The sequence below is a fragment of the Kitasatospora purpeofusca genome (assembly GCF_000718025.1).
Lineage (GTDB): Bacteria > Actinomycetota > Actinomycetes > Streptomycetales > Streptomycetaceae > Kitasatospora > Kitasatospora purpeofusca.
The window spans coordinates 48814-63637 of the sequence record NZ_JODS01000011.1; the positions used below are offsets into that span (position 1 = coordinate 48814).

At 71.5% G+C, this 14824-nt stretch carries 15 protein-coding genes; 3 read left to right on the forward strand and 12 right to left on the reverse strand.

Translation table 11 applies throughout. The annotated features are described in order from the left end of the window. Positions 1 to 105: 105 nt before the first annotated feature. A complete protein-coding gene (locus tag IF01_RS0117450; RefSeq protein WP_030394356.1) occupies positions 106 to 417 on the reverse strand; it encodes a hypothetical protein in 312 nt (103 codons plus the stop codon). 1152 nt (positions 418 to 1569) lie between these two features. After that, a complete protein-coding gene (locus IF01_RS0117455; RefSeq protein WP_244215546.1) occupies positions 1570 to 1851 on the reverse strand; it encodes a helix-turn-helix domain-containing protein in 282 nt (93 codons plus the stop codon). Between the two features lie 952 nt (positions 1852 to 2803). On the opposite strand from IF01_RS0117455, the gene IF01_RS0117460 reads away from it, so the two are divergent. Beyond that, on the forward strand, positions 2804 to 3007 hold the full coding sequence (locus tag IF01_RS0117460) for a hypothetical protein (RefSeq protein ID WP_030394358.1): 204 nt from the start codon (positions 2804 to 2806) through the stop codon (positions 3005 to 3007). A gap of 588 nt (positions 3008 to 3595) precedes the next feature. Here the strand turns inward: IF01_RS0117460 and IF01_RS0117470 are convergent. From IF01_RS0117470 to IF01_RS0117480, 4 genes are all read right to left on the reverse strand, one after another. Next, the gene (locus IF01_RS0117470; RefSeq protein ID WP_030394359.1) at positions 3596 to 4303 is read right to left on the reverse strand and encodes a B3/B4 domain-containing protein; all 708 of its coding nucleotides are present in this window, start codon (positions 4301 to 4303) and stop codon (positions 3596 to 3598) included. A 40-nt stretch (positions 4304 to 4343) separates the two neighbouring features. Further along, complete coding sequence (locus IF01_RS50015; protein WP_244215537.1) at positions 4344 to 4538, reverse strand: hypothetical protein; 195 nt, start codon at positions 4536 to 4538, stop codon at positions 4344 to 4346. Positions 4539 to 4659: 121 nt separating this feature from the next. Continuing rightward, on the reverse strand, positions 4660 to 4875 hold the full coding sequence (locus tag IF01_RS50020) for an FMN-binding negative transcriptional regulator (protein ID WP_244215538.1): 216 nt from the start codon (positions 4873 to 4875) through the stop codon (positions 4660 to 4662). A 29-nt stretch (positions 4876 to 4904) separates the two neighbouring features. Further along, positions 4905 to 5738, reverse strand: coding sequence for an EamA family transporter (locus IF01_RS0117480; RefSeq protein ID WP_030394360.1), 834 nt, complete (start codon positions 5736 to 5738; stop codon positions 4905 to 4907). A 120-nt stretch (positions 5739 to 5858) separates the two neighbouring features. On the opposite strand from IF01_RS0117480, the gene IF01_RS0117485 reads away from it, so the two are divergent. After that, positions 5859 to 6434: a helix-turn-helix domain-containing protein gene (locus IF01_RS0117485; RefSeq protein ID WP_030394361.1), complete on the forward strand. Its 576-nt coding sequence runs from the start codon at positions 5859 to 5861 to the stop codon at positions 6432 to 6434. Positions 6435 to 6841: 407 nt separating this feature from the next. On the opposite strand, the gene IF01_RS51025 is transcribed toward IF01_RS0117485, so the two are convergent. After that, on the reverse strand, positions 6842 to 6964 hold the full coding sequence (locus IF01_RS51025) for a hypothetical protein (protein ID WP_279617263.1): 123 nt from the start codon (positions 6962 to 6964) through the stop codon (positions 6842 to 6844). Positions 6965 to 7296: 332 nt separating this feature from the next. Between IF01_RS51025 and IF01_RS0117500 the strand changes: the two genes are divergently transcribed. After that, a complete protein-coding gene (locus IF01_RS0117500; RefSeq protein WP_157855259.1) occupies positions 7297 to 7854 on the forward strand; it encodes a hypothetical protein in 558 nt (185 codons plus the stop codon). 258 nt (positions 7855 to 8112) lie between these two features. Here IF01_RS0117500 and IF01_RS0117505 read toward each other — a convergent pair whose 3' ends face one another. The 5 genes from IF01_RS0117505 to IF01_RS0117530 form a co-directional block, all read right to left on the reverse strand. Beyond that, positions 8113 to 9837: a thiamine pyrophosphate-dependent enzyme gene (locus tag IF01_RS0117505; RefSeq protein WP_030394363.1), complete on the reverse strand. Its 1725-nt coding sequence runs from the start codon at positions 9835 to 9837 to the stop codon at positions 8113 to 8115. Positions 9838 to 9856: 19 nt separating this feature from the next. Beyond that, on the reverse strand, positions 9857 to 11440 hold the full coding sequence (locus IF01_RS0117510) for an FMN-binding glutamate synthase family protein (RefSeq protein WP_051755559.1): 1584 nt from the start codon (positions 11438 to 11440) through the stop codon (positions 9857 to 9859). A gap of 311 nt (positions 11441 to 11751) precedes the next feature. Next, positions 11752 to 12849 (reverse strand): carboxylate-amine ligase, encoded by a 1098-nt coding sequence (locus IF01_RS0117520; RefSeq protein WP_030394365.1) that lies wholly within the window; start codon positions 12847 to 12849, stop codon positions 11752 to 11754. 572 nt (positions 12850 to 13421) lie between these two features. Beyond that, positions 13422 to 13640 carry a hypothetical protein gene (locus IF01_RS0117525; RefSeq protein ID WP_030394366.1) on the reverse strand — a complete coding sequence of 73 codons (219 nt, stop codon included), beginning with the start codon at positions 13638 to 13640 and terminating at the stop codon, positions 13422 to 13424. Between the two features lie 901 nt (positions 13641 to 14541). Next, positions 14542 to 14823, reverse strand: coding sequence for a hypothetical protein (locus IF01_RS0117530; RefSeq protein ID WP_051742826.1), 282 nt, complete (start codon positions 14821 to 14823; stop codon positions 14542 to 14544). Position 14824: the final 1 nt, after the last annotated feature.

The window sequence follows — 14824 nt, forward strand, 5'->3', positions numbered from 1 at the left end:
TCGTCCGTTCGGCGGGCGCGAGGAGCCTGCGCAGCGCCCGCCCCAGAACGTCCTCGCCGACGTACCGCCCCACCGGGTCGTGGTCGGGCCCGTAGCGCCAGTGCCTCACCGCTGCTCCTCCTGCCCGGTCCCGCCGTCCGCCGCCGCTCCCCCGGACACCGTGTCACCGCCCCCGGCGAGCGCCGGGTCCGCGCCGCCGGACCCGGGAAGACCGGGCTGGGGCTGGGGCTGCTGCGCCCGGGACGCACGCTGCGACGCGACCAGCATGGCGGAACTGGTCTCCAGGATCTTTGGAAGGTCCGCCGGACGGGCCCGGCGGACCACCTGGCCCGCGATGCGCCCGTGGACGAGGAGGGCCACGACCACCACCGCAGCGGTCACCACCACCGGAATGATCAGCAGAACCGAGTACGACACAGCGTTGCGTCCTTTCGTCCCAGAACGCCGAAGAGGCCCCCGACGCAGATGCGTCGGGGGCCTCTTCGGCGACAGCAAAAAGCCCGCCGTCACCGGCGGGCCGACAACCGGACACACGGGCATCCGGACCGGACGTGAATTTAGAGAAACACCGGCCCGAACACAAGCGGACCGCCGCCGTCATGAGGAACAGCAGGTCAGAGCCTGCAGAAGAAGTCGGTGACTCCCGCAGGTTCCGTAACACGGCCCCGCACGCCAAGAGTGAACCGCCGCTCACGACGCCCCTCGGGCCCCTCCCGGAAGTGACCAGCACTCAGCCCCTGCCCCGGGGCCTCACCTCCCTGGTCCCCGACGCCCGAACCCGCGCCACCCCCGGGCGAGCGCGCCGCCCTCAGCTCCCCCACCCGCACGAGGCGACTGTGCCGGCCCCGGTACTCGCCGCGGCCGCCGAACTGATCACCCCCGGCTCAAGGACCCTGACCCGGCGACCCGGGAAGCGGCCACCGCCATCTGCGCCCGGCTGCTCTCCGCGATCGACGGCGCCACCTTGGGTGGTAGCCGCCAGGGTGTTCCTGCCCCACCCCTGGCCCGACTCACCGCCGCATCCGCTGAACAGCCAGAACAGGGTAGGACTGTCCTGAACATCTCAGGGAGCCAGGGGCAAGCGGTACGCCGTGCCAGCCGTACGGTGGGCCGATTCCAGGCCGCCTGTCGGTGGTGGGGTCCCACGTGCGGCGCCGTGGACGCTGCTGATCTTGATCGTCGGGCCAGGCCCCTGTCCGGCCGTATCCCACCCGAGTCGGTCGCGCAGACCCTCGAGCGTGGCCACAACACGAGGTGGCGTTGCAGGCCGGCCGGGGCGAGTGGTTCTGCGCATGGGCCCGGGCCCGGCTTCCTGCCGAGCGCGGCCGGCGTACCGGTCGGGGCAGACCCCGGCCACTGCGCGCTCGTCCCGAAGCACCGGCCCGCACCCTCGAACTGCTGCCGCAGCCGCCCCGGGGTGCGGGCCGTACTCGCCGATCGGCAGGTACAGCCCGACGAACCCTCACTCGGCATCCGACAGTCGCGCTCGCGTCACACAACACGGCCCACCGGACCACGATCTGCCCACGCGAGCGAACCACGCAAATCGATCACGACCAAACACGGACCCTAGTCGTCGGCGACGGTCTGCGGGTGGTTCCCGGTGCGGCGGAGTTGTTCGTTGATGCGCAGGGCTTCTTCGAGTTGGTCCTCGAGGATGATGATGCGGCAGGCGGCGTCGATGGGCGTGCCCTGGTCGACGAGGTCGCGGGCGCGCATCGCGATCCGCAGTTGGTAGCGGGAGAAGCGGCGGTGGCCGCCGTCGGAGCGCAGTGGGGTGATGAGTCCTTGGTCGCCGAGGGCGCGCAGGAAGCCGGCGGTGGTGCCGGTCATCGCGGCCGCCCGGCCCATGGTGTAGGCGGGGTAGTCGTCGTCGTCGAAGGAGCTGACGGTATCGGGGGTGTCCGGCCGGTCGGTGGTCGTGGTCACTGCACCTCTTCCTGTTTCCTGTTCGGGAACGCGTGGAGGGGCCCCGGCGCCGTTGCGGCTCCGGGGCCCCGAAGGGAAACTTCACCATCTACCGGCCCAGGGCCGGTCCTTGTGTCCGCAACTCCTCGGGGGAGGAGGGTTGCGGGGATCGCGTATGCGTGACCGGAAACCACCGTCCTTCGTACCTTGAGGGGTCTGCGGTGTCCGCCCGGACGAGGCTCATCTCACGGGCCGGGCGATCCTGATGGCGCCAGCGCCCTCCGTTCTTCCTCTGCGTCATCTGACAACCTGCGAACTGCTCGTACTGCTGTACTGCCACTTGCCGGTGCTGCCTACTGCTTGTCCTGCCGTGGTGGCCGTCCAGGCCCACTGTCCGGTCCGGCAGCCAGCCCCGTCGCCCGTCCTGCTCGAACTTCTCGGCTCGGAACCCCACTGCCCGGACTTCCCCAGTACGCGCGCCCGCAGTCCGGCGCCTTTGCTGAGGCCCTGCGTACTTCATCCACTGGTGACTGCGACTCGACTGCACCTGCGTTCACTGCGGTACCGCTGGTGGCGGCCCCTGATCACTGCGGGCCGCCCGGCCCGGTAGCCGGTCCTGTCGCCGTACTGCACCAACCCTGGCTTCGGAACCCCACAACCGCGCCGACCTGCGAACTTCTGGTACTGCTCCCGCCAGTTCGTGTCTGGCGGGCCTTGCCGACTGCTGACTACGAGAGAAACACTAGCCACGCCCTCCATCAATGTCTACTCCAGCCAGCACAGATTTTTCGGCGTCCGGGCGGCAGGTAGTCTTCGCCACGCGCACGGGCCGGGACACACCGCGCGCGACCAGCGACAACGCGCAGAAGGGTGAACGGTGGAAGGAACCGGCAACGTGCCGACGGCTCGCACGCCCGCCCCCCATACGAGGGAGTCCCTGCTCGCGGCGCTCGCCGAAGCGGTCCACGACCGCGACGAACGCACCCTGCGCCGACTCCTGGCCCGCCTCGCCGAGCAGATCACCTTCGCCGACCTGCCCGGCCTGCGAAGCGCGCTCCAGGCGCGCCGCCGCCCCGAGCCACCCGAGCAGCGCCGGTGAGCCGTAGGGCGCCGCGAGAGCGGCCTCCGGGACCCCGCCAAGCACGGCGGCCTCACCCAGGAGGAGAGCAAGCAGCGGCTCTCGAACCTCTTCGGGGCCGTCAACGACAACAACGACCGCCCCCGGCGGCCAGCCCGGCTACAAGAAGCAGCCCGGCTACCAGGAGCAGCACTCCAGCGAACCTGTCACCGTGATCGCCAGCGACGACCAAGGCCCGTTCGGTTGTGGACGGGCCGGTGTCCGACACCACCGGCTTTCCCGCCGACCTGCTCTACACCTCCGGCACCGCCGGTACTCCGCCGAGGCCACCTGGGGTGCAGCGGAGCGGGGTGCGGCGTGCCCGATGGGCGCAGCGGGCGACGGCGGCCGGGTTCAAGACGGGGGCGCGGGCGGGCTGATGACGGCGTCACCGGCTCCACGGCTGGCCGGATCCGGGCCCAGGTCCAGGTCCAGGTCCAGGTCCAGGTCCAGGTCCACTCTCCTTCGGTGCGGGGCATGCGAGAAGGGCCCGCCGCCCCGCTGTCCGGGGAGGCGGCCCCTCGGTGGGCACGTCGGGGCTGATGAGGCTCCCCCGTTCAACGGCTGCTGTCAGGGGGCGGTTTGCGGGTGTGCGGGGCCGAGGTAGTGGACGGTGCTCCGGGTGCAGTGGTCGGCGAGCAGGTCGCGCAGTTCGTCGGCGGCGGTGGTCAGGAGGTGGCCGTCGCGGGTGGACTGGAGGGTTTCGAGGACGAAGGCGACGTGGGTGGAGTCCTCGGTGACGCGGGTGCGGTGGGAGTCGCGGTGGTTCCAGTGGCGGGTGAGGACGTCGGTGGTGTCGGCGTAGATGACCTCGCCGTGCTTGGGGTTCTCGACGGTGTCGGGCTCGCCGAGCGGAGTGAAGGTCTCGGTGCCCTGCGCGTGGCGGATGTCGATGTCGCCGGTGACACGGTCGAGGTCGAAGGCGCCGGCGGGCAGGCCGTGGCGGACGGAGACGGTGTTGTAGGAGTCGACGGCCGGGTTGATCCGGGGCAGCGTTCCCTTCTTCGCCAGGCGGCGGCCGAGGGCGTCGACGCTGGGGCGGATACGGCGGGGGTTGGTGCCGAAGGAGCGGTAGGCGGTGTGCCATGCCTCGATGCGCGGGTCGCTCTCGTCGGCGGGGGCCCAGGTGCCGGCGGCGAGCCGGGTTTCCAGGGCTTGCTGGGCGGCGGCGGTGGCAGGCCAGGGTTCGTGGCCGCGCAGGCCGGTGGCGGTGACGACGGCGATGAGGGTGTCGGGAAAGGCGGCGGCGACGGTGGGGCCGAGGCGGAAGGTGGTCATCGCGAAGGGGTGTCCGTTCAAGGGGCGGGACGGGGCAGATTCAGGGCATCCAGGTGCCGGTGCGCTCCGGGCGGCGCAGTTGCTGGGCGGCGGTGGGCGCGTCCAGGGCGGTGGCGCGCTCGGCGAGCCGGCGGTCGGTGGTGGTGCGGTGTTCGGCCGGCCTGTGGTCGTCGTACTTGAACTTCGCCCGTACCTGGGTGACGTCCAGGCGCAGGCCGCGGATGGCGGAGCGCATCCGCCGGTAGGGGGCTTGTAGACCTCGATGGGTACGTGGTCGCCGTCGGGCCGGAAGTGGGCCATCCGGTGGGCGCGCCAGGGGCCGGGGACGAAGGCGTAGTCGCCGGTGATGGTGAAGGTCACGTTCGGATCGGCCTCGATCGCTTCCAGGCGGGGTTGGGGCGGGCGAGGTGGATCAGCAGTGCGGTGTCGTGGGTGGCGAAGTGGGTGGGCGCGGCGATCGGGGCGCTGCCGGGCGGGCCGTTGACGCTGAGGACGCCGGAGTCGTGGCCGCCGGCGATCCACGCCTGCCATGCGGCATCGTCCAGTGCGGCGTCCCAGGGCTGGATGAACATCTCGGGTTCCTTCCGTGGTGGGCCGGGGGTCAGGCGAGGGCGAGGAGGCTGACGGCGAGGGCTGCGACGCCCAGGCCGACCAGTTGGCCGCGGTGGATGCGTTCGCCCAGGACGCTGCGGGCGAGCAGGACGGTGCCGGCCGGGTAGAGGGCGGTGACGACGGCGACGACGGCCAGGTCGCCGCTGCGGGCGGCGAGCAGGAACAGCAGGTTGGCCACGGAGTCGAGCACGCCGGCGGCGGCCGAGATCGCGTAGACGGGCTTCTCCGTGCCCAGGCGCCGGAACATCACGCCGGCGGCGGCCAGGGTGACCGCGGAGGAGACGGCGCGGCCGACGATCAGCGGGCCGACGCCGCTGTCGGCGGGCGCCTGGTGCAGGAACACCAGTTGCAGGGCGATGGCGGCGCCGGCACCGAAGGCCAGCAGCAGGGCGGTGCGCGAGGGGCGGGCACCGCCGCCGGGCCCGGCGCTGACCATCACCACCGCCGCCAGGGCCAGGGGCAGGCCGATCAGGGCGGCCGGCCCCAGGTGCTCGCCCTGCAGCAGACCGACGGTCACCGGCAGCATCGCCGAGACCAGCGCGGTGATCGGGGAGAGCACGTTCATCGGGCCGATCGCCAGTGTCTTGTAGAGCAGCGCGAACGCGGCGGCCGACGCCACTCCGGAGGCCGCGCCCCAGACGAGGGTGGCGGGGGCGAAGGAGGCGCCGAGGAAGGGCCACAGCAGCAGCTCGACGGTGAGCGAGGCCGGGGCGGCGACCATCACGGTGCGCAGGACGTGGGCCTTTCGGGCGCCGAGTCCTCCTAGGAAGTCGGCGCACCCGTAGGCCAGGGAACTTCCCAGGGCCAGCAAAAGGGCGATCACGGTGGTACATCCCTTACTATCAATGGAACGACTACACCGTACAACGAAACGACCGGTGGTTGTCGACCGACCGACCGAACGGTGCAGTGCACCGACCTGCTGGAGCGAAGGATGACGGCGATGACCGAGACCGAGGCGGCGCTGCAGGCGCTCGCGCGCAACGTCCGCGCCGCCCGCACCCGCGCCGGACTGTCCCTGGACGAGCTCGGCCGCCGCGCCAAGGTCAGCAAGGGCGCCCTCGTCGCCCTGGAGAAGGCCCAGGGCAATCCGAACTTCGCCACCCTGGTCCGCCTCGCCGACACCCTCGGCGTCTCCGTCTCCGCGTTGACCGAGGGCCGCACCGAACAGCGCGTACGGGTGGTGGACAGCGCCACCGTCATGCCCCTGTGGAAGGGCGAGCACGGCAGCGAGGCCCGCCTCATGCTGACCACAGGCGGCCCGGCCCCCACCGAAATCTGGCGCTGGACCCTGGAACCCGGCGAGGAGTACCCCAGCCACCCCCACCAGGTCGGCGTGAGCGAGACCGTCAGCGTCACCGCCGGCGAAATGGTCCTTGTCGTCGCCGGCACCGAACACCCCGTCGCCGCCGGGCAGACCGCCACCTTCGACGCCGACACCACCCACACCTACCGCGGCACGGGCACCGGGACCTGCCACCTGATCATGACCGTCCACCTACCCCCAGGACCGGCGTAGGTTGCGATAGCCCCGAGAGGCGGACGGCCTCCGCTCGGAGGCTCGGCCGGGACTACACCCTGACACCCAAACCCCACCCAGTCGAAAGCCGGACGAAGCGGAGAATCGCGAGCAGACCCGGCCGTTCTCCGAGATCCTCATCGGGGCGGCGACCGAGTCAGCCGGTGGGGCCGGCGCCAGGGACGGCAGGCCCTCGGCGGCGGCGTGGTGGACGTGGCCGCTCAATTGGTTCTCCGAATTCCGGCCGTGAATTCTACGACGGGGCCCCGTTGCAGCACGGGGAGGGCACGGCGCACGCCCGGCGGGCCGCGCGTTCGCCGGTGGTGCTTCGCGGCAGAACCCGGCGTGCAGACGGGCGGGCTCCGCACCACCAAGTGGTGGTGCGGAGCCCGCCCGGGCCGACGGTGTCACCGGGCAGTGCCGCTGCCGCCGTAGTGGCCCTCCAACCGTTCGTGGTACTCGCGGTCGCCGCTGTGCCGGTCCTTGTCGAACGCGCGGGAATTCTTGATCTCGTCCTTGGTGCGGTCCACCCACACCGCCGCGCTCCCCGCGCCGGTCCCGCCCGCCGGCGCCCGTACCCAGCGTGCGCGAGAGCAGGAATCGGCGACGCCGAAGCAGCCCAGGAGACAGGAGGTCCGGGCTGGTGCGGCTCGTCGCATCGCTTGACGGAGGACCCGACTCGGCCATCGTCCGCGGGCCGCACCGCTTCCGCCCTCAGATCTCGACGTCGCCGTAACCGACCTCGCCAAGCATCAGCTGCGAGCACCTGTCACTCGGGGCCTCGTCCGTACGGGAACGACCATGGCCGGTTTCCCGGTCGCGGGGCAGACGGCGCGGGGATCGATCCGTACGCTGGGCGTTCATGTCGATCACAGCCTCGGCGATGGGGCGTGCGCGCCTCCTCCCGGTCCTGACGCTTCTCACGCTCCTTCTCACCCTGACGGGTACCGGCGGGCGGGCCTTCGCCGCCGACCCCGCTCAGCCGCACTTCACGGCGACCGTTGACGACACCACTCTGACAGCCGGCCAGATCGGCAGACTCAGTGTGACGTTCACCAACCGCCAGGACCAGCCGGTGACCTTCCTCTACGCGACGGTCGACACCGTCGACGTGAACGCGTCGTGGCTCACGGTCCGGCACGAGTTCGCGGGCTGCGCGGGCGGCGCCGGCTGGTGCAGTGCCGTGCCTGACAGCGCGAGCTTCAACCTGACGTACCCGCAGGTGCCGATCCTGCCGGGCGAGAGCCGCACCGTGGCCTTCGACTACCGCTTCACCGCGGACTCGGACTGCACCACCGGCGCCCAGTTCGGCTTCGGGGTGCAGTACTTCTACTACGAGTACGGCACGAGCACCTACCAGTCCTCCCAGAGCCTGACCCCGCCCACCATCATCACCCTGGTCTGTCCGACCGCGGCGTAACCCCTCGGACTACCGTCCGGAAGCGGACGGAAGCGGACGGCAGCGGTCCCGGGGTTCTCCAGGACGTCGGACTCCGCCATGACCCGAACCACCTCGGTGGGCCGGTTGCGCAACGGGCACCGGCGGCGACACCCCGGCGAGGGCTCCCGAATCCGCAACCGGGCCGGGCCGGGGTGTCGCCGCCGGCCCGGGGGGTCCGGGGCCGGGATTCCGGTGGGGCGTCGGTGCTGCGGACAGCAGGGCTGTCCGCGCGGTGGATCAGTCGCTGCTGGCGAGTGTCTCCTTGATCCTCGCGATCGCGAAGCCCCATCCCTGTTGGACGGTCGGCTTGCCGGGGACAGCCAGTTCCTGGGGGTTGGTCAGGACGTCGAGGAGTACCGGCCCCGGCGTGTCGAAGGCCCGCTGGACACCGTCGCGCAGTTCGGAGGGTCGGGTGATACGGATGCCGGTCAGACCGAGAGCGGTGGCGACTGCGGCGAAGTCCGGGTTGTCGAGCTCGGTGCCGAACTCCGGGAGTCCGGCCTGTTCCTGTTCGAGTTTGACCATGCCGAGGCGGCGGTTGTCGAAGACCACGAGCTTCACCGGCAGCCGGTAGGTCTTGATGGTCATCAGGTCGCCGAGCAGCATGCTGAGGCCGCCGTCGCCACAGAACGCGACGACCTGTCGGTCGGGAGCCCAGAGTTGGGCGCCGATGGCCTGGGGCATGGCGTTGGCCATGGAGCCGAGGTTGTAGGAGCCCAGCAGCTGCCGGCGCCCGTGCATGGTCACGAAGCGGGACAGCCAGACGGTGGCCATGCCGGTGTCGGAGGTGAAGACCGCGTCGTCGCTCGCGCAGGCGTTCACCGCTGCGGCCAGCGCCTCGGGGCGCACGTCGTGGTCGCGATTGTCCAGGACGCTGCGCAGGCGGCCGAGCAGGCGGTGGTCGTGGTCGGGGTCGGCCAGGCGCTGCTGGTCGGCGGTCCACCGTTCGAAGCGGTCCCGGGCGGACTCGAGGTGCGAACGGTCCCCCGCCGGCACGAGATGCGGGAGAAGTGCGCGCAGGGTGGCTGCGGTGTCACCGGCCAGGCCCACGTCGACGGGCGTCCGGCGGCCGAGGTGGCGTTCCAGGAGGTCGATCTGGAGGACCTTGCAGTCGGTGGGGTACCAGTCGCGGTAGGGGAAGTCCGTGCCGAGCATGATCAGGGTGTCGCAGGCGTCCAGTGCCTCGACGGCGGCGGGGTTGCCGATGAGGCCGGTCTGTCCGACCTGGTAGGGGTTGTCGTCCTCGAAGCCCTCCTTGGCCTTGAGGGTGAGGACCATCGGTGCGGACAGGCGCTCGGCGAGTTCCAGCACCTGTGCACGGGCGTCGCGGGCGCCTTGGCCGACCAGCAGGGTGACCCGGTCGGCGGCGTTGACAAGGTCGGCGGCCTCCCGGATTCCGGCGTCGTCGGGCCGGGTGACGGGACGGGCACGAGGGAAGCGGGCGGGCCGGTCGTCGGCCAGTTCCCGGTCACCGAGGTCCCCGGGGACGGTGAGGACCGCCACCCCGCGTTCGCTGACCGCGGAGCGCACGGCGCTCTCCAGCATCCTCGGCAGCTGGTCCACCGAGGTGACCGTGGCCCGGAAGACCGCGACGTCCCGGAACAGCATGTCGTTGTCGACTTCCTGGAAGTAGTCGCTGCCCATCTCGGCGGAGGGGACCTGTCCGGCGATGGCGAGTACCGGGGTGCGGCTCTTGGCCGCGTCGTAGAGGCCGTTGAGCAGGTGCACCGATCCAGGGCCGACGGTGCCCATGCACACACCGAGGGTTCCGGACAGCTGGGACTGGGCACCGGCCGCGAACGCGGCGGCCTCCTCGTGACGGCAGCCTACCCAGTCGAGACCGTCGGTGGTGCGGATGGCATCGGTCAGCGGGTTCAAGGCGTCGCCGACGACGCCGAAGACGTGGCGCACGCCCAGCTCCTGCAGGGCATCGACGATCACGCGGGCGACGGTACGTGCCACGGGAAATCCCTTCGAAGTGTCAGACAGTGAATCGGTCGGGGTCGGCGCTGTTCCAGTCACGCGCCCACGATGCGGGCACGTCCTGCAGCAGCTGCCCCGGGTCCAGCCAGGGGTGGAGGTCCGCGTAGGAGCGGATGGTCTGCGGATCGAGACGACGCCGGAGCATGTGCGGATGCAACTGGGACGGGCTGTCGACTCCCATGGCGGCCATGATCTGCAGAGCGCTCCTGACGGTGGCCTCCTGGTAGCGGCACACGCGCTGGGCCTTGTCGCCCACGTTCAGGGCGCGGGCCCGGCGCGGGTCCTGGGTGGCCACGCCGACCGGGCAGGTGTTGGTGTGGCAGCGCTGGGCCTGGATGCAGCCGACGGCGAACATCATGGCCCGGGCGGCGTTGGTGTAGTCGGCCCCTTGGACCAGCCGCTTCACCAGATCGCTCCCGGTGGCGACCTTGCCGCTGGCACCGATCTTGATCCGGTCCCGCAGACCGGTGCCCACCAGAGCGTTGTGGACCGTCATCAGGCCCTCGGTCAGCGGCATCCCGACGTGGTCGGCGAACTCCAGCGGGGCCGCTCCGGTCCCGCCCTCCGCGCCGTCGACGACGATGAAGTCCGGCGTCACCCCTTCTGCCAGCATGGCCTTGCAGACCGCGAGGAACTGGCTGCGGGAGCCGACGCACAGCTTGAAGCCGGTCGGCTTGCCGTCCGCGAGCGCACGCATCCGGCCGATGAACCGCACCAGTTCACGCGGGGTGGAGAACACCCGATGGTAGGGCGGGGAAACAACGGTCTTGCCCTGCGGGACACCGCGGACCCTCGCGATCTCCGCGTTGACCTTCGGCCCCGGCAGAACGCCGCCGATCCCCGGTTTGGCGCCCTGGCTGAGCTTCAGCGACACGCACTTCACCTGCGGGTGCGCCGCCTTCTCGGTGAACAGGGCGGAGTCGAAGCCCCCGTCCTCGGTGCGGCAGCCGAAGTAGCCGGTGCCGATCTCCCACACCAGATCTCCCCCGGGCCGCAGGTGGTACTCGGACAGCCCGCCCTCGCCCGTGTCGTGGGCGAATCCGCCCAGCGCGGCGCCCTTGTTCAGAGCGAGGACCGCGTTGGCCGACAGGGAGCCGAAACTCATCGCCGAGACGTTGAGCAGCGCCATGTCGTACGGCCGGGTGCAGTGCGGCCCGCCCACCCGGACCAGCGGGGCCCGCGTGGGCACGGCGACCGGAGCCATGGACGGTACGAGGAATTCGCGGCCGCTCTCGTAGAGGTCGAGTTCGGTGCCGAACGGCTCCTCCGCATCAGTGCCCTTGGCCCGCTCGTAGACGATGCTGCGGGTGTCGCGGTCGAAGGGGCGCCCGTCCACGTTGCGCTCGACGAAGTACTGCTGGACCTCGGGCCGGATGCCCTCCAGTGCGAACCGCAGGTGGCCCAGCACCGGGTAGTTGCGCAGCACCGAATGGCGGGTCTGCAGCACATCAGCCACCGCGAGGACCGTCAACGCCAGCACGGGAACGGCCGCCCACCACCACCAGGGTGACACCACGAACGCCGCCGCCACGACGACGGCCGACCCGCACACCGATCCGGCGATCCACAGAAGTCTCAGCACGAGATGCCGTCTAACCCGGAGCCCCGCTTTCAACCCCGCGCAGACGGGACCTCCGTCGGCCGCCCGCTCTCCCTGCCCACGCCGACACCGGCGCACCCGGTGACGCGACCGGATCCTGCCGGAGCAGCGCGGGCCCGGGCAGCGGGGCATCGGCTCCGGCCGCTGAACGCTCCGCCCACGGCCCCGGTGCACCGTACGGTGCTCGGACGGTCACGACGTCGGCGGGTCCGCCGGTTCGGCCCGCTGCGGGTGGAGCGTCTCGTGCCGGGACAGCATCGCGACGAACTCGGCGATCACTGAGACCGGGACCGTCACGCACCGGTGGTCTGGTCGGTGATCATCTTCACGAGTCCGTCGCGGCCCTCGGCGCGGAGCCGGCGCAGCTGGCGGGCGGCGCCGTTGCCGTCCCGCTGCATGCGTTCCAGCACAGGGACGATGTGCCGCTCGTCCGCGCTGTCCCCGATCACCGGGGCGAGGTGGTCCAGCAGGGCGGCCACCGCGTCACCGACCGTGGACAGCCCGCCGGACAGCGGGTCGAAGGCCGTGCTCGCGCAGCCGTGCCGGGCGCTGTGCCACACGGCGGCCGCTAGCATCTCCTGCTCGACGGCCGGGTGCGGCGGTCCGGCTTCCGCGTCGGTGAGCACCCGGGTGGCGAGTGCGCGGACGACTCCGGCGAGCATCACCGCTTCGTCGGGCCGCAGCTGGACGTCCATGGCGCGGATCTCGACGGTGGGAAAGTGCTCGGACAGGCGAATGTGCCAGTAGACCTGTTGAATGTCGCGAATCAGCCCGCCCTCGACCAGGGCCCGGGTACGCCGGTCGTAGGCGTCGGCGCCGTGGAAGTGCGGCGGCGGCCCGCTGACGGGCCAGCGACCGAAAACGAGGGTGCGCCAGCTCGCGAAGCCGGTGTCGGTGTTCTGCCACAGCGGGGAATTCGCAGCGAGCGCCACCAGCAGCGGCAGCCAGGGGCGCAGCCCGTTCATCACGGTGACGCGCGCGTCGCGGTCGTGGATGCCGAGGTGGACGTGCATGCCCGCGATCAATTGCTGGTCGGTGAGCAGCCGGGTGTCGCTCCGCATCGCGCGGTAGCGGGCGGTGTCCGTGACGGGGACCGGCAGACGATCGGTGAACGGCGCCGCACCGCACGCGGCCAGGCGGCAGCCTTCCTGCCGGGCGGCCTCGCCGAGAGCCAGGCGCATCCGCAGCAGGTGCCCGCCGGCTTCCTCCAGGTCGTGGCAGACGGGGGTGGCGACCTCCAGTTGTGCCTGGAGCAGTTCTCGCTGGACCTCGCCGCGATCCAGGGCCGGCTGGAGGCGGGCGGCCTCGCGCACCTGGGCGGCGCGGGCCACCGGGAGCCCGGTGGCGGGGTCGAGCAGGAGGTACTCCTCTTCGATGCCGAGCGTCAGCATGTGGAGCGTGTACCCGGGAGCGGAACACCCATGCGGGGCGGCCACAACAGGGGGCGGGGTCGGGGAATCAGCATGAGTACGGCGGGGCGGACGCAGGACGGGCCGGAGGGCCGGGTGGTCGCGGCGGCATCCGGTGCTGTCAGGCGCGCAGCGGACCACCGGCAGGCCCTGCCCGTGCTGCGACCGCGTCCCTTTGGTGGCCCGCTGCCTGGGGGGCGGTGAGGAGTGGACCGGTGGGTCGGGGCGGTCGGGTTCGCGCGTGTGCCGGGAGTGGGCGGGGCTGGGGTGGCTGTCGTCGGGGTCGGTCGTCAGCGGCAGGTCCCGGCGGGTGGGTCGCAGCGTCGGACGTCGGTGACGCCCGGCAGGTCGGTGATCAGGCGGCGCAGGACGGCGAGTTCGGCGTCGGGGGTGCGGGGGTCGAGGACGACGAGAAGTCGTACGGTGTCGGGCTCCCGCCTGGAGACCCGGGTGGCGCCGTGGCCGAGGCCCGGGCCGTCGTGGAGGAGTTCCGGGTGGGGGCCGGTCCCCCGGAGGGGGCTGTCCGTCCGGACGGTGGCGGCGAACGCGTCCGGTTACTGGGACCAGGGGGCGGTCCAGGTGGTGCCGATGTCCCAGCCGGCGAAGCCGAGGGTGGTGGCGGACACCAGGGTGCCGATCAGGAGCGGCAGGCGCCCGGGTTCGGGGCGTGTGCAGCTCGCCGCGGTGAGGAGGACGATGCCCGCGGGTGCCAGCGTGAACATCCTGTACGGGAGGACGAGGACCGAGAAGGCCAGCAGTCCGCAGCCGAACACCAGGCAGGCCGGAAATCGGTGCTGTCCCGTGCGAGAAGCGGTACGGCGGCGGAGAGTGAACCGAGGATCATCGGCATTCCGACCACCGTTTCGAAGGATTGGACCCCCCAGATCACGGCCGGCGCGGCACACAGCGCCGCCGCCACCGCCAGGACCCGCCCCGCCCGCGGAATCGGCGGGTATACGCGCACGGTGTCGATGACTTCCCCCATTGTTGAACATGTTCAAACTCGGTGGGGGCACACTACCAGGCAGTCCCGGCTCCACGTCCACCGAACCATCGGCCCCCACCCGACCCCGGTCCGCACGGTCCCCGGCCGCGTGGCCGACCTCCGCGATCGCGGCGCGGACGTAAGGTCGACCCCGTCCGCGCGCCGGGCGCCCGGGCCGGCCGGTTCGAGGGCGCCCTCCCGGCGAGGGCGAGCACGGCAGCGGCACCGAAGCCGCATCCGCGGCATCCCCGCGCCGACCGGGCGCGGCGACCGCCTGCCGTCGAAGACGTGGTGGGCCGCGCGATCGGGCACCGTCCACAAGGCCACCGACCAGCTCTTCGAAGCACCGGAATCCAGCCCTGCCCGACCATCCCGACGCGGGAACCTGCCAAGTGCCGGGACGGCGCCGCCGCTCTACAGGCGGTGTTCTTCCTCGGCCGCTACGCCTGCCCCAACCGCTGGCGCACGGGGGTCTCACGGCGGGAGACCGACTTGTTCGCCGAGCTTCAGCCCGTCCGCCGCGCGGCCGGAAGATCTGTTCCAGGGGCAGTGGCAGAACCGCAGGACCAAACTCGACGACTTCAAGGCCCACCTGCACGAGCGATGGGCCGAAGGCTGCACGAACGCCTGGACCCTCACGAACTCGGCTAGGATCTGTTGCGAAAGTGGATCAAGGTCGCCCGCGTGGCTCACAGACCACGAATGGCTTCGGCCAGGTCAGGGCCGTAGGACGCCCAGCAGATGATTGAGCCGTCGGCGGCGAGCTGTCCCATGAACCACTCGTCGTCAGCTCGGGCGAGGCACAGTTCATGGAACGACACGATGACGTCAGGCTGGAGGACGTCGTAGTCTGCGGAGCCGGGCTGTTCAACAACGACGAGCCGTTCAAGCGAGAGCAGATCCGCTTCGGCGTCGCCGGAGACGGATCGGACCCGCTCGATCGTCCATCCGTCGGGGAGATCTGCGTTCACT

Bases quoted from the DNA above. Each gene is read 5' to 3' on its own strand.
- IF01_RS0117455 (WP_244215546.1), bottom strand. From the start codon at position 1,851: ATGGGCCGGGCGGCCGCGATGACCGGCACCACCGCCGGCTTCCTGCGC.
- IF01_RS0117470 (WP_030394359.1), bottom strand. From the start codon at position 4,303: ATGACCACCTTCCGCCTCGGCCCCACCGTCGCCGCCGCCTTTCCCGAC.
- IF01_RS50015 (WP_244215537.1), bottom strand. From the start codon at position 4,538: ATGCGCTCCGCCATCCGCGGCCTGCGCCTGGACGTCACCCAGGTACGG.
- IF01_RS50020 (WP_244215538.1), bottom strand. From the start codon at position 4,875: ATGTTCATCCAGCCCTGGGACGCCGCACTGGACGATGCCGCATGGCAG.
- IF01_RS0117485 (WP_030394361.1), top strand. From the start codon at position 5,859: ATGACCGAGACCGAGGCGGCGCTGCAGGCGCTCGCGCGCAACGTCCGC.
- IF01_RS0117500 (WP_157855259.1), top strand. From the start codon at position 7,297: ATGTCGATCACAGCCTCGGCGATGGGGCGTGCGCGCCTCCTCCCGGTC.
- IF01_RS0117520 (WP_030394365.1), bottom strand. From the start codon at position 12,849: ATGCTGACGCTCGGCATCGAAGAGGAGTACCTCCTGCTCGACCCCGCC.